Source organism: Pedobacter sp. 01N310, from assembly GCF_056399805.1.
In genome coordinates this window covers 946,091-969,851 of record NZ_JBFTSB010000001.1, presented here as the reverse complement: position 1 = coordinate 969,851, position 23,761 = coordinate 946,091, and the positions used below count along the sequence as shown (strand labels likewise).

Here is a 23,761-nt window from a genome sequence, read left to right as displayed (position 1 = left end):
GCTTTTTCTATTAAAACCACCATTTTCCATCATGCATTTTACATGTTGCTTAATTTTGTTACTTTTGCAGCGCTTTTGGTTTCCGGCATTACACCCGGAATTAAAAGGGAATACAGTGTAAATCTGTAACTGTCCCGCAGCTGTAAGCTCTATAACGGATTTCCAATCAATCTGCCACTGTTCCGACTTGTCGGGATGGGAAGGCCGGAAACCCGGGAGTAAGTCAGAAGACCTGCCTTCAGCATTTAATTTCATAGCTTTCGGGGATTGAAGCTAGGATTGAGATACTTAACGTTTTTCGTATTTTCATTTCCTTTTCTATCTGTTGGCTGTGGGCAAAACCACAATCAAATGAACAAAAAAAGAATGCTAACTGTAGCCAGTTTAGGGCTAGCACAGTTAATGATTAGCCAGGTGGCTAATGCTCAAACACAAGACAGTTTGCAGCTCAAAGATGTTGTAATTTCTGCAACAAAAAATGACCAGAAACAATCACAGACAGGTAAAGTGGTTACGATCATCAGTCGTGAAGTATTGGAGCGCAGTAACGGAAAATCATTGCCAGAACTTATTAGCGAGCAGGCAGGGATTATTGTAGCAGGTTCAAGCAGCAATCCGGGATTAAACAAATCGGTATTTTTTAGAGGTGCAGGAAGTGCTTATGCCGTGGTTTTAATCGATGGTATTGTGCAAAACGATCCATCAGGAAACGGAGGTGCATTCGATTTAAGATTGATTTCTATCGATCAGATCGATCATATCGAAATTTTAAGAGGCGGTCAGTCTACCATTTATGGTTCTGATGCCGTTGCAGGAGTAATCAATATCATCACTAAAAAAGGTGGCCCAAAAGGCAATACCATTTATGGTGTGGCCAGTGCAGGCAGTTACGAAACTTACAAAGGAACCATTGGTTTAAACGGTGGTGTTGAAGGTTTTTCGTATAATATTAACTATACCCACGCCAAAACCGATGGAATTTCAGAAGCAGCAACACCAGTGGGAAGTACAGCTGTATTTGATAAAGACGGCTTTAAAACTGATGCCTTAAATGCGAATTTCGGAATCAAACTGGATAAGCATTTCTCTGTAAATCCATTTGTACGCTACTATTATGGCAATTACAAGTTTGATGGTGGCGCTTTTACCGATGCAAACAATTATTCTATCCTGAAAAACTTTGCTGCAGGTACCAATGCCAAATACGAATTTGCAACTGGTAAAGTAACGTTAAACTATAGTTTCGAAAGTACCAGAAACGATGCGCATAGCCAGTACCCAAGCATTAACGAAGGAAGGGTATCACTATTGGATTTATTCTACAACCAAAAATTGGGTAACAAACTCGATTTATTGGTGGGTATCGATAACCGTGTGATGAAATTATCATCAGCAACAAATAAACCGGAAACCAACATTTTTGCCGCTTACGGATCATTATTCTTACACGATTTAAGTGTGTTTAACCTTGAAGTAGGCGGACGTTACAATAAACACGAACAATATGGCGAAAACTATACCTACTCAATTACCCCAAGCATCAATGTCATTAAAGAGATAAAATTATTTGGAACGGTTTCAACAGCATTTAAAGTTCCTACCTTAAACATGCTTTTTGGTCAGTTTGGTGCTAATTTGGATTTAAAGCCGGAAAAATCGAAGAATTACGAAGCTGGCGTTAATTTTAGCTTTGCTGGCGACAAATTTAGCTTACGTTTAGCAGGTTACAAACGCGATTTAACTGACGCCATTATTTATGCTTACCCTAACGGATACATTAACCAGGTAAGTCAGAAAACCAAAGGTTTCGAAGTTGAACCAGCAGTTAAATTCAGTGTGTTTAACATTAATGGCTATTACGCTTATGTAGAAGGCAATGAGTTCAACTTTGTTGATAATGCCGTTGCTAACTATCTTTTCCGCAGACCAAAACATACATTTGGCATTACTGCAGGTGCACAGGCAACAAGCAATTTATATGTGAGTGCAAATTACCGTTATTTCGGCAAACGTACCGATGGTAATTTTAACACGTATACAGTCGACAATCTACCTGCTTATAAATTGTTAAATGCTTATGCCGAATATGCATTGGCAAAGAAACGTGTAAAGATATTTTTTGATGCAAAAAATATTCTGAACGAAAAATACAGCGAAATTATTGGTTACAATAGTTTGGGCTTCAACTTTAATACAGGTGTAAGTTTTAATATCCGCTAATAAAAATTTAACTTTGTTTAAATATTAACCAGAAATAGCATGTCTCATTTAAAATTTAATCCACGCACTTTAATTTTGTTGTTAATGATATTGGCAATAACGGCTTTACGTTTGCTGGTAACATTCAACTCAGATGAATTAAAGTTTGCTAATTTTTCATCAATAGGAGCAGTAGCCTTATTTGGAGGAGCATATTTTAAAGATCATCTTAAAGCATTCGCTTTTCCGCTATTGAGTTTGTTTTTAAGCGATTTAGTACTTTATACAACCATCTATAAACAGTATGTAGATTTGTTTTTAGTTCAAGAACTTTGGACATACCTTGCAATTGCATTAATGGTTTTAGCGGGTCGTTTCTTATTAAAGAAGGTAAATATTGCCAGCTTATTCCTATCTACAATCGTAATTGTATTCATCCATTGGATTGTAAGTGATATCGGTTCATGGTATAAAAACCCATTGTATACGCAAAACTTAAATGGTTTTATAGATTGCTTAATTAAAGCCATTCCATTCGAGATCAGATTCTTAGAAGGAACAATAATCTATGGTGCTTTGCTTTTTGGCGCTTTTGAAATCTTAAAAGCAAAATACCCAGTATTAAAACTGCAAACACAAGAGCTGTAGAAAGATCCATTGTTTGGCATAACACCAATAAAGTAAAAACAAGATAGAAATCCTCTTTTGATTCGATTCAAAAGAGGATTTTTTTTAACTTAGAATATCAATTCCATTTTACCTTTTACATCCTAATGAAAGTTGTTTCCTTTTTACCTGCTGCCACTAAAATGATTTACGATATGGGCCTGCAAGAATACCTGCATGGCGTAACATTCGAATGCCCTAAAGAGGCTGCAGATCAACCAAAAGTTGTACGTTGCATATTAGAAGGCAAAAACTATTCGAGTATCGAAATAGACCGGATCTTTTCGGCATCAAAAGCGCAAGGCAAAAGTTTGTATTGGGTAGATGATGCACTGTTGGAAAGCATCGCACCCGATGTGGTTTTCACACAAGATATATGCGAGGTGTGCAACATCGATACTGTTTGTACCGAAACAGCCGTAATGAAGCTTAGCAAACAGCCAACGCTGGTACCTTTATCGCCAAATAACTTACAGGATGTTTTCGATTGCGCCATTACCATTGCCAGGGCTTTAGGAAAGGAAGAGGTAGCGTTAAACTATCTGGCAGGCCTGCAAAAGAAAACGGATCATATTTTAGATCAGCTTAGGGCAAACCGTGCACCGTTAAAAAGGATTATGCTAATGGAATGGATCGAACCGATATACAATTGCGGACACTGGATTCCTTTTCAGATTGCAGCAGCCGGTGGCGTTGATATGTTGTCCAATCCTGGTGGCGACTCTATTGTAACCCAGTGGGATAAAATCCTGAAATATAACCCAGAGGTTTTGATTATCGCACCATGTGGCTTTGATATGAAACGAAGCATGGAAGAAATGGAGCTGTTAACGTCAAAATCAGGCTGGATCGATCTTGAGGCAGTAAAAAACAATCAGGTTTATATTGCTGATTTTGATATGTTCACCCAACCTAGCGTAGGTACGCTGGTTGAAGGTATAGAAGCTTTAGCCTGCATGTTCCACCCGGAGATATTTAAGGCAGACGAAAACATAGCCAAAAAATTCATCAGCCACAGCCGGTCTGTGAAATCACTAAAATCAGTGTAATCATTTAATCTGTGTAATCATAATTTATGAAATTAGTTGTTTTAACAGGAGCAGGGATCAGTGCCGAAAGTGGGTTAAAAACATTTAGGGATTCTGATGGATTATGGGAGGGCTATAATGTTTATGATGTAGCTACCCCCGAGGCCTGGGAGAGAAACCCCGAATTGGTACAAGAATTTTATAATGAAAGGAGAAGACAGGTTTTAGCCGCAAAACCCAATTTGGCTCACCAGGTGCTTGCTGAGCTGGAAAAAGACTTCGACGTTGAAATTATTACCCAAAACATTGATGATTTACATGAAAGAGCAGGTTCTACCAAAGTTACCCATCTTCATGGCGTTATTACCAAGTCTCAATCAGATAGAAAAGCTGATTTAACTTATCCAATCGTTGGTTCAGAAATCAAAATGGGCGAGCTTTGCGAGTTGGGTTCTCAACTTCGGCCGCATGTAGTCTGGTTTGGTGAAGCTGTACCCATGATAGAGGTAGCCGCTAAACTTTGCAAACAGGCAGACTTGTTTGTACTGATCGGAACTTCATTGGCCGTTTATCCGGCGGCAGGTTTAATCGATTTTGTGCCTTCCTTTGTCGACAAATACATTATCGATCCAAGAACACCCGATGTAAAACGTTATAAAAACGTGATCAACATTGAGAAAAACGCTGTAGAAGGCATTACAGAATTAAAAGAAATATTAGTCAATGCCAGATAAAAAGCTTTGCATTTTTAATTGGAGCGGTGGTAAAGACAGTACATTGGCCTTACACTATGTCTTACAAGATCCTACTATCGAAATCCGTTACCTGATTACAACAGTTACCGAAAAATATAACCGTGTTTCGATGCATGGCGTTAGAGAAGCTTTACTGATTAAACAGGCCGAAAGCATTGGTATTCCACTGTATCAGATCCGTTTGGGCGAAATGCCAGATATGGAAACCTACGACAGTACCATGAAGCATCATCTTTCTAAATTTAAGGAGGAGGGTATTACCCATTCTATTTTTGGTGATATCTTTTTAGCGGACTTACGTAATTATCGTGAAAATAAATTAGCAGAAATTGGGCTTAAGGCTATTTTTCCGCTTTGGAAAAAAGATACAAAACATTTAATTGAAGAATTCCTAAACCTGAACTATAAAACCATCATTGTTTGCACACAGCAAAATCTCGAAAATTTTTGTGGAAAAGTAATCAGCCTTGATTTAATCAAGCAATTTCCTGCAGATATTGATCCATGTGGCGAAAACGGAGAGTTTCATACCTTTGCTTTTGAAGGACCAATTTTCAAGAACAAAATCACTTTCACCATCGGAGAGAAGGTATTCAGGACTTATAACGCACCAAGTAAAACAACTGCTAATGAGGATTCTCCTTGTTCAACAACAGCACTTTCTGGTTTCTGGTATATAGATTTATTGGAATAATTTTTCTTTTCAAAACATTTTGGCATCATTTTTTCTTTAGTATGGGTAATTAACTAAATCACACATCCCATTGAAACCTGTTTAGTGAGGTTAGGTAACTAAACAAGCGTCATATTAAAAAATTAAGAGTTATGAAAAAGATATTGGTAGTAATCGCATTAAGTTCTTCAGTTTTATTTGCTTGTAATAATAAGGCAAAAGAAGAAGCAGCATTAAAACAACAACAGGCCGAAAAACAATTGGCAATTAAAGCAGTTAAAGATAGTTTAAGGTTAGATAGCTTTAAAAAAGCCGAAGTGGCCAAAGTAGAACAGGAAAAAGAAGCTAAACACCAGGCAGAATTAGCTGCTGCAAGAAGAGCAAGCTCATCTAGATCTTATGCAAGCTCAGGTGGTGGTTCTAGCAGTGCTTACGGAGGTACACAACCAACAGCTAAGAAAAAAGGCTGGAGCGATGCAGCTAAAGGTGCTGTTATTGGTGGTGCAGCCGGAGCGGTTGGTGGTGCTTTAATCGATAAGAAAAAAGGCAGAGGTGCCATTATTGGTGGATTAGTTGGAGCTGGTGGCGGTTACTTAATCGGTAGAGGTGAAGACAGAAAATCTGGCCGTGTGCAGCCTAAAAACTAAAAAAAGGTTTTTAAAGATAAAAAAGTCCCGATGTAAATCGGGACTTTTTTTGTGTCAAAAAAAATGATTTATATATTAGCAAAAAAAGAACCATGATAGAAACCCAAACCGCAGATAAAGGACAGATCCAACACTTCGTAATGTTCTGGTTAAAACCTCAACTAACCAAAACCGAGATCACAGATTTCGCTAACTTCTTTGAAAGTTTAAAACCTATAAAATACATTAAAACGTTAAGTTATGGCTTAGCAGCAGGTACACCTGTACGCCCTGTTACCGATAACTCTTTTACTTATTCGCTAACCATTACCTTTGCAAACATTGCAGACCATAATGCTTACCAGGAAGATAAAGTGCATTTAGATGCTGTAGAAAAATTCTCTAATAACTGGTACAGGGTAGTGGTACACGATACAGTGATTGCTTAATAAGTTTTAGCTAGGGAAACATAGATTATAACATGGAAGATTTCTTTCTGTCGTCATCCTGAACTTGTTTCAGGATCTTTTCCACCCTAACATAAATGCGCTTAGATGAATCTAAATTCAGCTAAGCGCATTTTTTATTTGTCACCCTAAACGCAGCCAAGAACCTTTCARCTAAGTTCAAAGATTTCTCTCTCGAAAATTCGGGACTGCACTACTGTCGAAATGACGATTTACCCAAAACCTCCCATTTATTTGGCGAAATAAGGACTCGGAATTATATTTTGTTGGTAAATTTAAAAATAAGTATATCAATGAGTTATCTTAAATCACTTAAATAAAAACTGATATTCAGCATGTTGCTGATAGCGAATAATGGCTTTAAAATCAAAATATAATTTCGATAAACGATTAAATGAACTAGTAATCAGCAACTTACATAAGTTAAGTCATTAATATTGATGCCTATTATATGCAGCCGTAAAATCAGAACGCATTAGCTTAAATCGCGCTATTACTGCCTGAATAAATTCCTCATCAATAATTTCAAACACATCGTTAACACCACCTCCACTCAGATCAAGTTCAGCGAGTTTATAACTTTGCTCAAAGGTACCCTGCTCAAACTTTACAATGTATTTTTGATTCATCGAAAAAATCGTGATCTTACATTCCGGATGCGGAAGTTCTGCTACTACTCTCATTTATTTTATATTTTAATTTATAATTCAACAGATACGCCATTAAGCGTGCCCCAGCTATCTACAATCGAGAACCGGGCAAACAACTCTTCCTTATACCATTCGCGCTCCCTGGTAAGCTTAATCACGTCAGAATGATCAAAAGATCTGTAAGCATAGTTTTTCATGCTATCAGCATCGGCCCAGATTGAAAAGGTAGCCTGATCGAAAAATGGATTTTCGCCAATACCTGCCGACAAGATAAAACCCGGAGCAGTGCGCATGGCATCAGCTGCTCTTTTAATATTCCGCCTAAACTCTTTTAACTTATTAAATTTAATTGCCGCCCTTGTAATTACAGCAATCTTACCCGTATGGGTATTACTTATTTTATCGGATTTAAATGGCTCTACTGCTGACCATAAGCCATGAGTAGATAAAGGGTTTAATAAGATAGTAAAACTTTCAATCCCAAAGAAACCAAACCATTTTAGCACAAAAGAACGACGATAAAAATCATCACAATCCCTCCGGTTATCCCAGGTGGTAAGCACGGCCCAATGTTTATAATCAGGAGCTAAATCTACCTGAGCATCTTTTCCGCTCCCCATTAACTTCCAGAACCTGCATCTCTTATTTAACCACAATGGCAACCGTAAAACAGCCATCCCTACAAATGCAAAAGGAACGGTAAGGCCAGGGAATTTGGTAATGGTTAAGGCTACAATCATAAACTCACGGTTAATGATGCCAAAACTAAGGATTTTAAGAATAGATTGTCATTCAAATTTTCGTCATTAAAATTCACTATTGCCTTACATCTCACAAATCATAATTAACTTTGATTATAGAAATAAAAAAAATGGCAGAAGACTTAACCATCACCAGAAATACATCAAAGGAAGAGCAATATCAATCGATCATCCCTCAGATAGACGCTTTACTTTACGGCGAAACCGATTTTATTGCAAACCTTGCAAACGTTGCAGCAGCACTTAAAGAACAGTTTAACTGGTTTTGGGTAGGTTTCTATCTGGTAAAGCAAGGTGAACTGGTATTGGGCCCATTTCAAGGGCCGGTAGCCTGTACACGGATTAAAAAAGGAAAAGGGGTATGTGGAGCCTCTTGGCAACAGGCAGAAACCATTATTGTTCCAGATGTTGAAGAGTTTCCTGGTCACATTGCCTGTGCATCTGCTTCTAAATCAGAAATTGTTTTACCATTAATTGTTAATGGTGAAGTGATAGGCGTTTTAGATGTAGACAGCGAAGTATTAAATAAATTCGATGAAACAGATAAGGCTTATTTAGAGCAAGTTATATCAATTATATTAAATAGATAGTTAAAGTAAAATATTGAAACTAAAAGAAGAATATTATCTAAATGAAGACGTGGTTAGTCTGGCTAAAGATCTGTTAGGCAAAATACTCTATACCAAAATTGACAACGAAATCACCGCAGGCATCATCGTCGAAACCGAAGCTTATTTTGGTGTAAAGGATAAAGCTTCGCATGCTTACGGCGGCCGCAGAACCAACCGAACAGAAACGATGTATAGCAATGGAGGCATTGCTTATGTATATCTTTGTTATGGCATGCACAACCTCTTCAATATTGTAAGTTCGAAAGAAAACGACCCGCATGCTGTTTTGATCAGGGGTATAGAACCTTTGGTTGGCATCGACATTATTGAGCAACGTAGAAATATGCCGCATACAAAGGGCGCTATTTCGGCTGGCCCAGGCTCTGCCGCAAAAGCACTGGGAATAGATAAAGCTTTTAACGCCAAAAATCTAACCGGAGATGAAATCTGGATCGAGGATCATGCTATCCGCTACCTAGATGAAGATATTGCTGCCACACCTCGCGTGGGCATTGCATACGCAAAAGAGCATGCTTTATTACCGTGGCGGTTCTTTGTAAAAGGCAATAAATATGTGAGCAAACCAAACAAGGTTTGATAAAATAACATAAATTGAAAAGCAGGTTTGGAAACAATACCTGCTTTTTTTGTATTATTGAGGCAATGAATTTTGAAAACAACTTATTATTCGCACAAACACAAGACGAAACCGACCAGCTACGCGATTTCAGGTCTCAGTTTTTATTTCCAAACCATAACGGAAAATATTTTATTTACCTGTGCGGCAACTCATTAGGACTTCAACCTAAAGTAGCCAGTGAGGTTTTAAAAAATCAGCTTAACAACTGGGCTAACTATGCAGTAGAGGGCTGGTTCGATGGAAATGAACCCTGGATGTTCTATCACAAGGCACTCAAAAAGTTAATGGCCCCGATTGTTGGCGCACTACCATCAGAGGTATGCCCGATGAATACCCTAACTGTAAACCTCCATTTATTAATGGTTAGTTTCTATCAGCCTAAAGGTAAACGATTTAAGATCATCATGGAGGGTGGCGCATTCCCATCCGACCAATACGCAATAGAAAGCCAGGTAAGATTTCATGGTTTCGACCCAAAAGAAGCGATTATAGAGGTTTTCCCCAATGAAGGCGAAGAAATACTTCATACCGAAGATATCTTGGCTAAAATCAAAGAAAATGCAGATGAGATCGCTTTGGTTTTATTTGGTGGAATAAACTATTACACAGGACAATGGTACGATATGGAAACCATTACAAAGGCAGGGCATGAAATCGGCGCAATTGTAGGCTGGGATCTGGCGCATGCCGCAGGTAATGTTCCTGTAAAACTTCACGATTGGGATATTGATTTTGCCTGTTGGTGCTCATATAAATATCAAAATTCAGGTCCGGGGGGAATAAGCGGAATCTTTGTTCACGAAAAACATTTCAGCAACACCGAATTAAACCGCTTTGCAGGATGGTGGGGTTATCAGGAAAGTAAGCGTTTTAAAATGGAAAAAGGCTTTATTCCAGAAGCCGGGGCAGACGGCTGGCAGGTAAGTTGCACACAGGTAATGCCAATGGCTTTATATCATGCTTCACTTCAGATTTTCGAACAAGCAGGCTTTATTGAACCATTAAGAAATAAAAGTGTTACTTTAACTGCATATCTTGAATTTATTATAAATGAAGTGAATAAGGAATTAGGCATAATGCAATATAAAATCATCACACCTAAAGTAACTAAAGATAGAGGCGCCCAGTTATCCATCATCGCACAGCAAAATGGTAAACAGATTTTTGATGGCTTAATGGCAAACCACGTACTTGGCGATTGGCGCGAACCTGATGTAATCCGCTTAAGCGCAGTCCCTCTTTATAACTCTTTCGAAGATGTTTATTTGGCCGGACAAGCACTTTTAAAAGTAAGTAAAGAGGTTTTACGATAAAAGGTTCATCAAATAAAAAAGCAAGAAAATGATCAATTACAACCCTAAAGACTGGAGTACCTTCATTTTTCATATCCATAAAAGTGATACTTTTAGAAAACTGTGGCCATTAATGCTTGCGGTAGCTGTTTTTTCGGGCCTGGTTGCATTTGCCGAACTCAATTTTTTTCAACTTTCTAAAAGCAGCTATGTGACCAATATAGGCATGATGCATAGCTTATTGGGCTTTGTATTATCAATGCTACTGGTTTTCAGAACAAATACAGCATACGACAGGTGGTGGGAAGGAAGAAAGTTATTGGGATCGTTAACGAATGTGAGCCGCAACCTGGCCTTGAAAATAAAAGCGCTTAAATTAACAGAAGAAGATGTCCGTTTTTTCGAATACGGCATTCCTAAATATGCTTTTGCTTTAAAAGAACATTTACGCGAAAGGATGTATTTTGGCAAAAACAGTCTTTTGATAGAGGTTGAAGAAGGTAAGCACGTACCAAACCAGATTGCAGGCAGCTTAATTAACAGGTTATACGAACTACTCGAAAAAGGCGCTATTTCGCAGGAACAATTTATTGTGCTTTCTGGCGATTTTAATCAATTTACCGATATCTGTGGTGCTTGCGAACGCATTAAAAACACACCGATCCCATATTCTTACAGTGCTTTTATCAAGAAATTCATCTTTATTTACGTAATTACTTTACCTATTGGATGGGTATTTAGTTTAGGTTATTTTGTGGTACCCATTGTTCCCTTTATTCTCTATGTATTAGCGAGTTTGGAGTTAATAGCTGAAGAAATAGAAAACCCATTTGGAGAAGATGCGAACGATCTTCCTGTGGATCAGATCTGCACGAACATCGAAAAACACGTGGAGGAAATTTTAGGCTAATGATTAAGATTGCCTGGCATCCACTCTACGCACACCCCTTACCAGAAGGGCACCGTTTTCCGATGCTGAAATATGAATTGATACCCGAACAACTTTTACATGAAGGGACTATAGCACAGCAGAATTTATTTAGCCCAGAACCAGTTTCGGAAGATATTATACTCCTGACTCACGAAAAAACATATTGGGAACAGCTTAGAGATTTAACACTTTCAGCGAAAGACCAAAGAAGAATAGGTTTCCCATTAAACGCGCAGCTATTAGAACGCGAGCTGCGAATTGCTCAAGGTACAATCGATGCAGCCCATTTTGCAATGAGTAACGGAATTGCCTTTAATGTAGCAGGTGGCACCCATCATGCAGGCAGCAATTGGGGCGAAGGTTTTTGTTTGTTGAATGATCAGGCTGTTGCAGCTAATTACTTGTTAAATAAAAATTTAGCTAAGCGGATCTTAATTATCGATTTAGATGTACATCAGGGAAATGGCACGGCAGAAATCTTTCAAAAGGAGCCAAGGGTGTTCACTTTTTCGATGCATGGCGATAAAAATTTTCCTTTCAGAAAAGAAATGTCAAGTCTGGATGTTCCTTTAAATGATGGTGTACAGGATGAAGAATATCTATCATCTTTAAAGGTAAATTTGAAAAAGGCATTCGAAAGGACCAAACCTGATTTTGTATTTTATCTATCGGGGGTTGATGTGCTTTCTACCGATAAGCTGGGCAAATTGGCATTAAGCAAGGCCGCATGTAAAGAACGCGACAGAATGGTGCTGCAGGCCTGTAAAGATAAAAATCTGGCTGTGCAGGTGAGTATGGGCGGTGGCTACTCGATCGATATCAGAGATATTGTAGATGCGCACTGCAACACCTACCGCCTGGCTTTTGATTTATTTGGATAAGCTCATCCACAAAACCAGAATATCCTTATCTTCGCGGCCATATGTTGGAGATTATTTATCAGGACGAAAATCTAATTGCAATTAACAAACCCCATGGGTTATTGGTTCATCAATCTTCCATTGCAAGAGATGCCACGGAGTTCGCACTTCAGTTACTCAGAGACCAGGTAGGCAAACATGTTAGTCCGGTACATAGGCTAGACAGGAAGACAAGCGGAATCTTATTATTTGCTTTCGACAAAGTATCTGAAATCGCTATGCATCAACAATTTATGAATGCAGAAACCGATAAAAAATACCTGGCTATCTTGCGTGGTTTTACACCTGATACAATGGACATTGATTATCCATTAGCCAAAGAAAACGGAACGATGCAGGATGCTTTCACTTCGTTTAGAACACTTCAAAGGGCGGAGGTAGCCGTAGCTTTCGGTAAACATCCAACCTCACGGTATTCATTGGTAGAGGCCACACCCAAAACCGGGAGGATGCATCAATTGAGAAGACACTTTAGCCATATCCTACATCCAATTATTGGCGATAGGACACATGGCTGCAACAAACAAAACAAATTCTTTAAAGCGCAATGGGATATGACAACCATGTTGCTCCATGCCTCGGAGCTAGCATTCACTCATCCCGTTACAAAAGAAAAAATCCATTTAAAAGCCGGTTTACACGATGAGTTTAAAAGAGTGATGGATTTCATGAAAATGGAACATTAGCACAATTTTTGCCATCAAAATCTGTTTATATAACATCTATGATTAAATACTTACGTTTTACACTTCCAGTTTTAGCGCTTTTCGCAGCCAGTTGTTCTTCTGTTTATATGCCAAACGTACCAAATACCCCCATGTTAAGTAAACAGGGCGAATTTAGCGGCGGCGCGCACATCTCTTTAAAAGGCAATGCCAGTGTTAATGGTGCTTATGCGGTTTCTGATCACATTGGTGTACTTTTTAGTGGTTCGAGGATGAATAGTGAACGAAAAAGCAAAGATTTCGGGCATAAACTTATCGAAATTGGGGGAGGATACTTTGATACTTTTGGTCCGGATAACAACCGGATTATTGAAATTTATGCAGGCGTAGGGAAGGGCTGGAGTGATATTACCTTCCGCGATTATAAAAACGACATCCTCATCAGCAGCGAATTGCAGGAAGTAGATTACCGGAAAACATTTTTACAGGTTAATTACAGTTCGAAAAAGAAAAACAACCTTCGGTTATTTGGAACAGATTTCCCAATTAACTATGGTACAGCATTAAGGATTAGCCATATTAAGATGGATAGGTTCTTTTTAAACGGTATTGTTCAGCCGAAAGAAGATAATATTTTCTTTGAACCGGTTTTCTTTACGCGTATGGCGCTCAGCAAAACTTTTCAACTACAATATACCACCAGCAGTAATATTGGCTTAAAGAACCGTAAATACATGTCTGCAGGCAATTCTATCTTCACTATTGGTGTTGTGGTTAATGTAGGGGGTAAATAAAATGAGTAAAGGTCCTTCAACTGGCAGGAGACATCATAAATATTTAACTACGTATTAATCCCCCAATTCAAAAAGATTTATCATTCTGAGCCTGTCGAAGACCACTAACTAAGATTCTTCGCTTCGCTCAGATTGACAATTACCCCACACTCAAAGCCTTTGTTTTATTCTGAAAGCGCATAGGTAATAAAATAGACTCCGTTAATTTTTCGTTTCCTGGTTGTAGATCCTTCTATCAACATCGGATTTTACCTGCACAAACCTTTCATTATAAACCCGATAGCAGTAGATGCCGATTGTTTACCGAAAAAGTCGCCACTGAATCAGCATCGGCTGGAACGGATAGCGGGACTACTGTACCCCATGAAACACTGGCATTCATTTCCAAAACCTGATGGCGCTAAAAAGGTAATCAATGTTGATTTTCGCAAAGTAAATTAACCACTAGCTATTTAAAAATCATAACACACCTGCCTTCAAAGCCCTCGTTTTATTCTGAAAACGCATAAACAACAGGATAGAAGCCGTTAACAAACCCAGGGTTAATCCATACCAGATGCCATTAACGCCTAAGTTAAAATGAAAGCCTAATACATAACCAATTGGAATACCAACTACCCAATAGGCTAAAAAGGTAATAAAAGTTGGAATATTAACATCACCAATACCACGTAAAACACCTAGGCCAACCACCTGTGTGCCATCAAACAGCTGAAAAAAGCCAGCGATAATCAATAATTGGGCAGCAATGGGAATAACAGCCGCATCTTCCGTGTAAATGAAGGGCATGATGTTATTGGCCAAAACAAAAATCACTGCAGTAATAGACATAAACAACAAAATAACATGGTAGCTGGCTATGGCAGATTTACGTAAATCGTCGAAATTTTTCTTACCAAAGTTATTTCCCGTTTTAATGGTGGCTGCCGAAGCTACACCGCTGGCAATCATATAGGTCATGGCGGCTAAACTAATCGCGATTTGATGCGCAGCCTGTTCTACGGCCCCAATTGTACCGATAAGCACTGCAGCGCCGCTAAAAGCACTGATTTCGAAAGCGTATTGCATAGCAACAGGCATCCCGATTTTAGCAATCTTAATCGCCCTTATTTTATCAAAAAACGTGGCTTTAAAACTGATCAGGTATTTTTTGAAATGCTGAGAACGTAATACATAAAAACACATTACGGTGGCCATTAAAATCCTGTCGATTAAAGTACTTAACCCCACACCACTAACACCCATCGATTTAATGCCGAACATACCTTTTACGAAAATGATTCCTAAAATGATGTTGATCGCATTTCCCCAGATAGAAACAAACATGGCTTGTTTGGTAAATCCCAAACCTTCCGCAAACTGCTTAAAAGTCTGAAAAATCAGTAGAGGGATAATTGAGACAGATAAAAGATTCAGATAAGGTTTTGCATAACGCACTACCTCGGGCGTTTGCTCCAGGTGGTCAATCACAAAAAATATCCCTAATTGAACCAGTATGTATAAAAATATCCCCACACAGATATTAATAATTAAGCTGTTTGATAAAAGCTTTCCGCATTCATCATAATTCTGACGACCATTCTCCTGTGCGATAAGCGGCGTTAACCCATACGAAATACCCAAACCAATTACGAGGATAAGCATAAATATGCTGTTCACTAACGAAACAGCCGCCAATTGAATGGTATCAGTAAAATGACCTACAATAATACTATCGGCCATATGTACCAAAGTATGACCAACCTGAGAACCTACAATTGGCAATGCCAAATGAAGATTTTCTTTGTAATATGGCTTATATTTGGTGTAAATTTTAGAAAACATAGGGTTACAAAGGTCGCGTTTTTAAAGCTCAAAAAGTAGGTGTGTAGAAAAGTTAATGTTCGGTTTACAAAAGGCGATCGTCATGCTGAATTTATTTCAGCATCTTTCTTGTTAGTTTTTATATAATTAAAACCCGGGTAAAATAGATCCTGAAACAAGTTCAGGATGACGACCATCGAGAAAAAGCACCTTACCTCACCACCGTAAAGTATTCTTCTTTTTCTGAAGTATGCGATTTGATTACATTGGTTAAAATTAAATTAACCAAAACCTTTTGTGCCTTACGGTAAGAACTGCGTAACAGTTTACTAAACTCTTTCAGCGTAATCTTTTCGTTCTCTTCCAGGTATTCGAGCAGCTTTTTTTCATTTTCAGAATAGGAGATAAGTACACCATTGTTTTTATATTCCTGTTTCAACACTTCAAGAATAATGCGACTGGCGAGAACGCTTTTATCGTCTATGCGGATATAAGCCCACCATTTTTTTTGATCATCGAGTGCGTAATGTGGCTTAGTGTCACTTTCAGGAATATTAACTACCAATACCAATTTATCATCAACATAAATTTCTTCGAAGTAAGGCTCAATTGCCGGTTTGCAGAACTGATGTGCTGCAGTTAAAATCATGTATTTCTCTTCTTCTTCTGATTTTACCCCTTTAATAGATCCATCATCAGCAACACCAATCAATAGTTTACCACCTTTGTTATTGGCAAAAGCAACCAAGCTCTTGGCAATTTTCTCGGTATTGGTAATGGTTTTCTTGAAATCGAGCATAACGCCCTCGCCCTGCAAAATTAAACTCTTAATACTCGGCATAATCTAAAAAATTAGTAAGCAACTCTAGGGGTTTCGCCCTGATGCAGGTTTCGGATATACACTTCATTCATCACGGTAGCGCACAGCTCGCCATCCTTATTGGTAATTTCCATCGGGTAGGCCTTTACAAACTTTCCAACGGTTTTTAGTGCGTGCTCTGCTTCGTTCAACATCTCATCAGTTACGGTTATGGTAAAGTATAATGTAGAACGACCAGGCTTTAAATATTGTATAGAAGCGCTTTTTAGCCAAACACGGACTTTAAAGCCTCGGCGCTGCATTAACTGATCGAACAATAAGGCATAAAACGGATCTGTTGCTGCATAAATAGTACCACCAAAAATAGAACCGTTATAATTTTTATTCAAAAAACTCTTGCTCAGCTTAACCGTACAACTTCTAAATTCATTTTCAAATTTCTGAACCCAAATGCGTTGAAAAAATAGGGGTGGGTAAAAACGCATTACCCATTTCAGGGTGTTTTGAGAAATAATCATATTCACTAATATCAGAAAGTTTTATCACCTTTTAAAGTTTTGAAGATCTTGTTTTAGTAATATTTCCGTAATTTAGAATTATGCATGTTTATGATACCATTACCGACGCTTTAACAGATTTAGATAGTCGTGGTTATAATTTAGATTTCAATTTAACGGCAGAAAGTTTAGCATGTAAATCAGTCAATTTGTTCCTGAAACCTGAAGAATTTGAAATTGAAGAAGTGTACCGTTTCGAAGGAATGACCGACCCGGCTGATAGCTCGGTTGTTTATGCCATTTCATCAAATGTGGGAAATTTAAAGGGAGTATTGGTAGATGGTTATGGTGTATATGCTGAAAATATATCGCCAGAATTGCTGAATAAGTTAAAGATTCATCATGAATAATACATTTATTTGTTTCACAATACATTAATAATCAATACAATAGTTGAAAAATAACCAATATGGAATAAAAAAAAATAAAACCAAATGATTATAAGGTTGTTAGGTTAATAGATAACAATAAAAACTATGAAAAAAATAATCTTAAGTCTTGCTTTTGCGGGTTCTCTTATGATAGCCACTTCAGCATGCAATTCGTCTAAAAATATGGCTGGTTCTTCAGACAGTACTGCGACGGATTCTACAAAAATGATGGATACGACTAAAAAGATGCCAGACACAACCTCTAAAAAAATGCCTGACACTACCAAAATGCCACCTGATACCACAAAAAAAAATCCTCCAATGTAGGAAGGTAAGAGCCACTCTAAAACAAGAGTGGCTTTTATTTTAAAAATCTATTTTAAATATTTGTGTTATTGCGTACTTTCAGCGTTTAAACCAAATAATTAAATGGATCTTCAAGCAAAAGCAAACAACCGTAATGTAATTTTCTTAGTTATTGTAGCTGCTCTGGGTTACTTCGTAGACATTTACGATCTTGTTCTATTCTCTGTTGTTCGTGTTCAAAGTTTAACTGAAATTGGCGTTTCCCAGGCAAATATGCAATCTGATGGCTTTTTGATCATCAATTCTCAGATGTTCGGTCTACTTTTAGGCGGAATTTTGTGGGGAATACTGGGCGATAAACTGGGAAGGATCAAAGTTCTATTTGGTTCAATCCTTTTATATTCACTGGCCAATATTGCCAATGGTTTTGTCACATCGGTTAACAGTTATGCCATCATCAGGTTTATTGCCGGTATAGGTTTAGCTGGCGAGCTTGGTGCAGGGATTACTTTGGTTGCTGAAACCATGGATAAAGAAAAACGCGGTTATGGAACCATGATTGTTGGTGCTGTAGGTTTATTGGGTGCAGCCGTTGCAGCAACTGTAGCAGCCGAATTTACCTGGCAAACCTCATACTTTGTAGGTGGCGGAATGGGCCTGGTACTGCTTTTATTACGTGTTGGTACTTTCGAATCGGGCATGTTTAAACACGCCGCTAACCAATCAGAAGTATCAAAAGGAAATATCTTTATGCTGTTTAACAACTGGAAACGTTTTTCGAAATATCTCTATTGTATCTTAATCGGTATTCCTTTATGGTTTGTGGTGGGGATCCTGGTTACCTTAGCGCCAGAATTCGGTAAAGCTTTAGGTGCGACAGAGCCACTAAAAGCTGGTACCGGCATTATGTTTACCTATTTTGGAATTGCAATAGGCGATGTGGTTACGGGTCTACTCTCTCAGGTATTAAAATCGAGAAAAAAAACAGTCTTTATCTTCCACCTGCTTTCTGTTGCGAGTGTAGTTGTTTATTTAACCAGTTTCGGCTTAACGGGTAGCAATTTTATCTGGATCTGCTTGTTTATGGGCTTCTCTGTAGGTTATTGGGCCACATTTGTTACCATTGCATCAGAACAATTCGGCACAAACATTAGGGCTACGGTAACTACAACTGCACCTAATTTTGTTAGGGGCGCATTAATCCCTATTACATTCTTATTCGAATTTTTAACCCATAAATACGGATTAATTACTGCCGGATATTTAGTGATGGGAATCTTAACCCTGATTGCGATGTTTGGTTTGAGCCAATTAAAAGAAAGTTTCAACAAAGATTTGGATTATTTAGAAGAGTAATAAGCTCCCGACTTCTGACTAAAAACAATGTCAATAAAATGTACTATCTAAAGATAAATCAATATAGCTGCCTGAATAGCTTTAAATTTGTATGGAAATAGAAAGAGCCATCATGTTTAAAGAAGAAGTAGCGGAACGGTATAAGCAAATTCAGGATGAAATTTGCAGGGGATTGGAAATTGCCGATGGCAAAGGAAAGTTTGAAGAGGAACTTTGGGAAAGAAACGGTGGGGGAGGCGGACGCACCAGGATTATGCAAAATGGTGCAATTATCGAAAAAGGTGGCGTAAATTTCTCTGCGGTGCATGGTAAATTGCCCGAAGCTGTAAAAAAAGCCTTTAATGTAAGCGAAGATGATTTTTTTGCTACCGGAGTTTCAATTGTAATTCATCCAAACCATCCACTGGTTCCGATTATCCACATGAATATCCGCTATTTCGAACTTAATGAAGAAACACGCTGGTTTGGCGGTGGTATCGATTTAACACCACATTACGTATTCGAAAACGATGCCCGTTTTTTTCACCATAAATTAAAGCAGGCTTGCGATGATTTCAGTGGAGATTTTTATCCAAAATTTAAAACACATGCCGATGATTATTTCTTTATTAAACACCGTGAAGAAACCCGTGGTATCGGCGGTATTTTTTATGATAGACTGAAGCCAGAAAACACCAATTTATCATGGGAGCAGATTTTAGATTTTTCTATTAATATTGGCGAAACATTTTTGCCGATTTACACCGAATTGATTGATAGGAACCGCGATAAAGAGTTTACAGAAGCCCAGAAACAATGGCAATATCAGCGCCGTAGTCGTTATGTAGAATTTAATTTAGTTTACGACTCTGGAACAAAATTCGGCTTAGAAACCAACGGACGGATAGAATCTATTTTAATGAGTTTACCACCACAGGCTAACTGGGGTTATAATGTTCAGCCAGAAATTAATTCTGATGAATACAACACCCAGCAGCTACTAAAAAAAGGAATTAACTGGATCTAAATGACCGAATTAAAAGAATTTGAGCGTCTGCTACTTAAAACGATAATAAAAGATAATGCAGAAAAATTCGGCTATTTGTCTGAACACTTAGATTTTATAAGGATCGAAACTACTAAAACAACCGGTACAGGTTTGTACATAAATTTTGTCTACCTAAAGGAATTTCAAGAAGAAGAATTTGAAAACGGTTTACTCAGTGCTGAAGCAAAACTAACTGCTCCGAGCCTGAAAAATGAATTAACTTATTGCTTGGATGTTACGAACTGTAAAATAGATTCTCTAGAAATTTTAACCAATGAAAAAGAAAATTGGGACGGTGATTTAGAGAATTGTAGTTTGAATTAATTTCGGATTTAATTTTCGCTAAGTATTTTTTTACCAACCAAAAAATAAATTAAAGACCCAAAAAGAGGCAAGAACAATACCACATTGGTCCACATCCATTTTTGTCGTCTCTTGTTGTATGGGAATTTCGAAATGTCTAAAATAACGTAAATGTTTATCAACATGATAAGCATTACGACAATAGCGAGAATTATCAAATAAGCGTTCATACGTAAATATAGTCATTTTAAAACAATGTTAAAGATGGCGCCACCTCATGAAAGCCAGTTTTTAGTTTGCCAAGCCTGAAATCATTTACTAGGTTATGAGCCAGGCGTGTTGGTTCGGGGATACGATAATTTCCAACAGATTTTTTAATTGTATTTAAACTTTCTTCTTGCGTAATTAAATGTCCGGCAGAAATATAAACAGGTGCGCAATTGCGCTTTGTTCTCAATGCAAAACCAAGCATTTCGCCCGCATTATTTTTAATTTCTGCAGTACTAAATTTGACATTTTGAGGCTGATGGTTTTGTCCGTGTAAAAGACTTTTAGCACAGCCAATTGTGGCTTGGTTAGCAAGAATTCCAAAATGCGAAGCAACACCCATACGGCGTGGATGCAAAATTCCGTTTCCATCAAGCACTACAACATTAGGTTTATTGGGTATCAATTCCCAAACTTTCAATAATGCAGGAACTTCTTTAAATCCCAAAAACCCTGCTTTATAAGGAAAACTGGTTTCGTAAGTTTCTAATGCAAATGATTTTAAAACCATTCCTGGATAAGTTAAGATCACAATTCCCGCATACATGGTCGAACTGTTTTTATTGAAAGAAATATCTGCGCCAGCAATGGTTTCAATTTTGTTAAGTGACTGAAACTTTAACTGTTTGGCTAATTCAATTTGGTAAGCAGTAGCATCTTCAAAGCTGTAGTGGTCGTACATGGGATATCTTATTTCTGTAACTCCTGCAAGCGTAATTTAATTTCATTTGAACTGGGATTCAATTCACTGGCCTTTTTATACGAAGCGATAGCATTTTGCTTTTCTCCTTTCATCGCATATGCTGCCCCCAAAGCCGTGAAGGCCTTTGACGAAGATGGATAATTGACCGTATTCATTTCCAATATCTGTATGCCATTATCTAAGGTTTTCGGATTTTTTACCAACCATTGCGCCAAGCCGTTGAAATATGCTTCGTCAGGCAAAATTAGATACCCAAACCTTTGCGACAATCCTTTATAATGTTTCATAATAGCCTCTGAATTTATCTTTTCATCACTTACAGGAGGAAGAACCCATTGACGATAGACAAATCGAAGTCCGTCATAATACGATTTAATAGGGACTGTCATGTGGCTCTCAATTGGATAGCTCGCATATTCGAAATTTAATCCTTTAATATTGCGGCTTTTGAGCAGCGAATCAAATTTTAAAACATCTTTATGAAAAGGTGATCCTGGTGAAGAACCTTCATTTCCATCACTAAAAAAAAGCGTTTTTGATAAAGTTGACCCTGCTTTCAGTTTTTTATCAGCAAGTTTGAGAAGAAATTTCTGATCCCACCAGAAGGATGGGCTTACGGCAATATATGCGTTAAACATATCCGGATAATTAATCAGACAATTAATGGCTGTCAGACCTCCAAATGAATGTCCAGCTAAAATGCGGTAAGGTTGAGTTTTATAATTCGAATTAACATAGGGCAGGAGTTCCTTCTGGATGAATTGTAAAAAATGTTCATTTCCTCCGCTATTCTTATAGGGGGCGTTAGCAGTGGTATCCGGTTTCCCAGAATAGTCAAAATTGCTTTTAGATGGAGTGAGGTCACGAACACGGTCTGTATTTGTTATTCCTACAACAATCATTGGCGGGATAACATACACATCTTGCCGACTGAGGTATTTAGAATATTCTACCATTTGCATGAAATGATTGTCAGCATCCAGAACATAGATCACTGGATATCGTTTCTCGGGATTGTCAGGGTCTTTAGGTGTGTAGATTAATATCTTTCGGTCTTCGTTTAAGATGCTGGAATGCATCGTTACAACTTCGCCATAATCAGATTTTTGAGCATTTGTTTTAAATGAAAAAAGTAGAATTACGCTCACACACACGAATTTAAAAAGCAAGTTTTGCATAGTAGACAGCATTATTTTAGAATAAGTAACGAATAAACACATTAAATATATAAATAACGTATAAATCAAAGCAATAATGCTAATCGTAATTTGTCTTATAATTAATATTATGTTAAGTTAAATTTTCTAACACCATCCTGTCCTCACAAATTACTCAATAAAATTATAGTTCTTGAAGTTTACGGTTAAGCTCTTGTACTTTGTTCGTTACTCCCTTTTTAGTGTAGATATCGATCAGCAACTGTACAGTTTTTTTATCGTTCGGGTTAATTTCATTTGCGCGTTGCAAAGCAAACTGTGCACGATTGATGAGGCCTTTATATTTTTCAGTTTTATCAGCGTCATTTTTGCTCAAGATTTCATTGGCTGTATTGATGTAAGCCAAACTCAATTGGTACAATGCATCAAAATAATTTTGATCTGTAGACAAAGCTTTATCGTAAGCCAAAATTGCTGTAGCGTTATTTCCACCAACCTGTTGCAGGTAACCATAAAGAAAATAAAGTAGTTTATTTCCTTTTTCTACTTTTAAATTGTTTTCTATCAATCCCTGAGCTTTACTATAATTCTCGGTATCAAGTAATAGATTAATATAATCGTTTGTTAAAAAGCGATTGAACGGATTAAGCACAAGACCATCCTCCAAAGTTTTAATAGCGGTTTCATTTTCTGATTTCACTACATACATCTGCGCCATTTTCTGAAAAACCGATGGATTTCTAATTCCGTTTTCTTTTGCACGTTTAAAATAGGTTAAAGATTCGTCGTAAGACTGAATATTTAATGCGCAAATTGCTGTATTTAATGCCAATGTGGTATCTGCAGGGAAATTATCACATACTTCTTTCAAATCAGCAAATGCTTCTTTAAAATCGTTATTAAAAAAAGCTTCATTACCTTTTTCCTGTTTTTTGATGAGAATATTGTGATTAGAGGCTTTAATAAGGCCACCATTATCATCATAACGATCTAAAGACTTGGCTTTTGCTACAGCTTCAACAGCTGAATCGTAAAATTTATTCGCATTATTGGGATCAGTATCAATTAATGAAGCGAAAGAAGTAAGATAAGATTTAATAGACCAGGTTTCACTCCAGTTTTTAGTTTTATTATCTTTCTCAGCTGATTCTATTGATTTTAAGCCTTCTGTAATAATCGATAACTGTTTTTTTTCATCCTCTTTGTTGGCAATTGAAGCTTGTAGTTTACCAACAGCATTTCTGGCGATAAGAATTTGACTTTTTTGCGCTACAGCATTAAAAGAAACGAAAATTAAAGCGGTTAATGATATTTTAAGGCAATTCTGCATAATATAAATAATGTGGTAAAACCGTAATAAACGATAAAAATAAACATAAAAAAAAGAGCCCCGAAATTTCAGGGCTCTTTTTT

At 37.5% G+C, this 23,761-nt stretch carries 28 protein-coding genes and 1 riboswitch; of the genes, 19 read left to right on the top strand and 9 right to left on the bottom strand.

Annotated elements, in window-relative coordinates:
- Positions 1-59: 59 nt before the first annotated feature.
- A riboswitch (cobalamin riboswitch) is annotated at positions 60-254 on the top strand.
- Positions 255-351: 97 nt separating this feature from the next.
- The 7 genes from AC1DNH_RS03645 to AC1DNH_RS03615 all read left to right on the top strand — a co-directional run bounded on the left by AC1DNH_RS03645 (position 352) and on the right by AC1DNH_RS03615 (position 6,396).
- On the top strand, positions 352-2,220 hold the full coding sequence (locus AC1DNH_RS03645) for a TonB-dependent receptor plug domain-containing protein (RefSeq protein WP_477608524.1): 1,869 nt from the start codon (positions 352-354) through the stop codon (positions 2,218-2,220).
- Between the two features lie 39 nt (positions 2,221-2,259).
- A complete protein-coding gene (locus AC1DNH_RS03640) occupies positions 2,260-2,847 on the top strand; it encodes a DUF6580 family putative transport protein (protein WP_477582831.1) in 588 nt (195 codons plus the stop codon).
- 125 nt (positions 2,848-2,972) lie between these two features.
- Positions 2,973-3,914, top strand: coding sequence for an ABC transporter substrate-binding protein (locus tag AC1DNH_RS03635; RefSeq protein ID WP_477582833.1), 942 nt, complete (start codon positions 2,973-2,975; stop codon positions 3,912-3,914).
- Between the two features lie 26 nt (positions 3,915-3,940).
- Positions 3,941-4,627 (top strand): SIR2 family NAD-dependent protein deacylase, encoded by a 687-nt coding sequence (locus tag AC1DNH_RS03630; RefSeq protein ID WP_477582835.1) that lies wholly within the window; start codon positions 3,941-3,943, stop codon positions 4,625-4,627.
- Positions 4,617-5,342, top strand: a complete 726-nt coding sequence (locus AC1DNH_RS03625; RefSeq protein ID WP_477608523.1) for a Dph6-related ATP pyrophosphatase — start codon at positions 4,617-4,619, stop codon at positions 5,340-5,342. The genes AC1DNH_RS03630 and AC1DNH_RS03625 overlap by 11 nt, the downstream gene beginning before the upstream one ends.
- A 131-nt stretch (positions 5,343-5,473) precedes the next feature.
- Entirely contained in the window at positions 5,474-5,968 is a 495-nt protein-coding gene (locus tag AC1DNH_RS03620) for a YMGG-like glycine zipper-containing protein (protein WP_440821821.1), read from the top strand.
- 92 nt (positions 5,969-6,060) lie between these two features.
- The gene (locus AC1DNH_RS03615; protein ID WP_477583429.1) at positions 6,061-6,396 is read left to right on the top strand and encodes a Dabb family protein; all 336 of its coding nucleotides are present in this window, start codon (positions 6,061-6,063) and stop codon (positions 6,394-6,396) included.
- Between the two features lie 449 nt (positions 6,397-6,845).
- Here the strand turns inward: AC1DNH_RS03615 and AC1DNH_RS03610 are convergent, their stop codons facing one another.
- Both AC1DNH_RS03610 and AC1DNH_RS03605 read right to left on the bottom strand, forming a co-directional pair.
- On the bottom strand, positions 6,846-7,097 hold the full coding sequence (locus tag AC1DNH_RS03610) for a hypothetical protein (protein ID WP_477583427.1): 252 nt from the start codon (positions 7,095-7,097) through the stop codon (positions 6,846-6,848).
- A 17-nt stretch (positions 7,098-7,114) separates the two neighbouring features.
- Positions 7,115-7,804 (bottom strand): DUF3291 domain-containing protein, encoded by a 690-nt coding sequence (locus tag AC1DNH_RS03605; RefSeq protein ID WP_477583426.1) that lies wholly within the window; start codon positions 7,802-7,804, stop codon positions 7,115-7,117.
- A 131-nt stretch (positions 7,805-7,935) separates the two neighbouring features.
- Between AC1DNH_RS03605 and AC1DNH_RS03600 the strand changes: the two genes are divergently transcribed.
- The 7 genes from AC1DNH_RS03600 to AC1DNH_RS03570 all read left to right on the top strand — a co-directional run bounded on the left by AC1DNH_RS03600 (position 7,936) and on the right by AC1DNH_RS03570 (position 13,678).
- Complete coding sequence (locus AC1DNH_RS03600; protein ID WP_477583424.1) at positions 7,936-8,415, top strand: GAF domain-containing protein; 480 nt, start codon at positions 7,936-7,938, stop codon at positions 8,413-8,415.
- A gap of 13 nt (positions 8,416-8,428) precedes the next feature.
- Positions 8,429-9,034 (top strand): DNA-3-methyladenine glycosylase, encoded by a 606-nt coding sequence (locus AC1DNH_RS03595; protein WP_477583422.1) that lies wholly within the window; start codon positions 8,429-8,431, stop codon positions 9,032-9,034.
- Positions 9,035-9,099: 65 nt separating this feature from the next.
- A complete protein-coding gene (kynU, locus tag AC1DNH_RS03590) occupies positions 9,100-10,389 on the top strand; it encodes a kynureninase (RefSeq protein WP_477625174.1) in 1,290 nt (429 codons plus the stop codon).
- Between the two features lie 28 nt (positions 10,390-10,417).
- Positions 10,418-11,278 (top strand): bestrophin family protein, encoded by an 861-nt coding sequence (locus AC1DNH_RS03585; protein ID WP_215128713.1) that lies wholly within the window; start codon positions 10,418-10,420, stop codon positions 11,276-11,278.
- On the top strand, positions 11,278-12,180 hold the full coding sequence (locus AC1DNH_RS03580) for a histone deacetylase family protein (protein WP_477583418.1): 903 nt from the start codon (positions 11,278-11,280) through the stop codon (positions 12,178-12,180). Before AC1DNH_RS03585 ends, AC1DNH_RS03580 begins: the two co-directional genes overlap by 1 nt.
- A gap of 41 nt (positions 12,181-12,221) precedes the next feature.
- Positions 12,222-12,905, top strand: a complete 684-nt coding sequence (locus AC1DNH_RS03575; protein WP_477583416.1) for a pseudouridine synthase — start codon at positions 12,222-12,224, stop codon at positions 12,903-12,905.
- Positions 12,906-12,943: 38 nt separating this feature from the next.
- A complete protein-coding gene (locus AC1DNH_RS03570) occupies positions 12,944-13,678 on the top strand; it encodes a hypothetical protein (RefSeq protein WP_477610525.1) in 735 nt (244 codons plus the stop codon).
- 459 nt (positions 13,679-14,137) lie between these two features.
- On the opposite strand, the gene AC1DNH_RS03565 is transcribed toward AC1DNH_RS03570, so the two are convergent.
- From AC1DNH_RS03565 to AC1DNH_RS03555, 3 genes are all read right to left on the bottom strand, one after another.
- Positions 14,138-15,502, bottom strand: a complete 1,365-nt coding sequence (locus AC1DNH_RS03565; protein WP_477583412.1) for an MATE family efflux transporter — start codon at positions 15,500-15,502, stop codon at positions 14,138-14,140.
- 190 nt (positions 15,503-15,692) lie between these two features.
- Positions 15,693-16,322: an AlbA family DNA-binding domain-containing protein gene (locus AC1DNH_RS03560; protein WP_477625173.1), complete on the bottom strand. Its 630-nt coding sequence runs from the start codon at positions 16,320-16,322 to the stop codon at positions 15,693-15,695.
- A gap of 11 nt (positions 16,323-16,333) precedes the next feature.
- Complete coding sequence (locus AC1DNH_RS03555) at positions 16,334-16,819, bottom strand: DUF4442 domain-containing protein (RefSeq protein ID WP_057934675.1); 486 nt, start codon at positions 16,817-16,819, stop codon at positions 16,334-16,336.
- Positions 16,820-16,899: 80 nt separating this feature from the next.
- Here AC1DNH_RS03555 and AC1DNH_RS03550 point away from each other — a divergent pair, with 80 nt between their 5' ends.
- The 5 genes from AC1DNH_RS03550 to AC1DNH_RS03530 all read left to right on the top strand — a co-directional run bounded on the left by AC1DNH_RS03550 (position 16,900) and on the right by AC1DNH_RS03530 (position 20,242).
- The gene (locus tag AC1DNH_RS03550) at positions 16,900-17,208 is read left to right on the top strand and encodes a phosphoribosylpyrophosphate synthetase (protein WP_477583312.1); all 309 of its coding nucleotides are present in this window, start codon (positions 16,900-16,902) and stop codon (positions 17,206-17,208) included.
- Positions 17,209-17,334: 126 nt separating this feature from the next.
- Positions 17,335-17,556: a coproporphyrinogen III oxidase gene (locus tag AC1DNH_RS03545; RefSeq protein WP_215128697.1), complete on the top strand. Its 222-nt coding sequence runs from the start codon at positions 17,335-17,337 to the stop codon at positions 17,554-17,556.
- Positions 17,557-17,658: 102 nt separating this feature from the next.
- Entirely contained in the window at positions 17,659-18,891 is a 1,233-nt protein-coding gene (locus AC1DNH_RS03540; RefSeq protein WP_477583310.1) for an MFS transporter, read from the top strand.
- Positions 18,892-18,982: 91 nt separating this feature from the next.
- A complete protein-coding gene (gene hemF / locus AC1DNH_RS03535) occupies positions 18,983-19,897 on the top strand; it encodes an oxygen-dependent coproporphyrinogen oxidase (protein ID WP_477583308.1) in 915 nt (304 codons plus the stop codon).
- Positions 19,898-20,242: a hypothetical protein gene (locus tag AC1DNH_RS03530; RefSeq protein WP_477583306.1), complete on the top strand. Its 345-nt coding sequence runs from the start codon at positions 19,898-19,900 to the stop codon at positions 20,240-20,242.
- Positions 20,243-20,250: 8 nt separating this feature from the next.
- Here the strand turns inward: AC1DNH_RS03530 and AC1DNH_RS03525 are convergent, their stop codons facing one another.
- The 4 genes from AC1DNH_RS03525 to AC1DNH_RS03510 all read right to left on the bottom strand — a co-directional run bounded on the left by AC1DNH_RS03525 (position 20,251) and on the right by AC1DNH_RS03510 (position 23,678).
- A complete protein-coding gene (locus AC1DNH_RS03525; protein WP_477583316.1) occupies positions 20,251-20,406 on the bottom strand; it encodes a PLDc N-terminal domain-containing protein in 156 nt (51 codons plus the stop codon).
- A 62-nt stretch (positions 20,407-20,468) separates the two neighbouring features.
- On the bottom strand, positions 20,469-21,170 hold the full coding sequence (locus tag AC1DNH_RS03520; RefSeq protein ID WP_477583304.1) for an endonuclease V: 702 nt from the start codon (positions 21,168-21,170) through the stop codon (positions 20,469-20,471).
- Positions 21,171-21,178: 8 nt separating this feature from the next.
- A complete protein-coding gene (locus tag AC1DNH_RS03515; RefSeq protein WP_477610435.1) occupies positions 21,179-22,339 on the bottom strand; it encodes an alpha/beta hydrolase in 1,161 nt (386 codons plus the stop codon).
- A gap of 193 nt (positions 22,340-22,532) precedes the next feature.
- Entirely contained in the window at positions 22,533-23,678 is a 1,146-nt protein-coding gene (locus AC1DNH_RS03510) for a tetratricopeptide repeat protein (protein WP_477625172.1), read from the bottom strand.
- Positions 23,679-23,761: the final 83 nt, after the last annotated feature.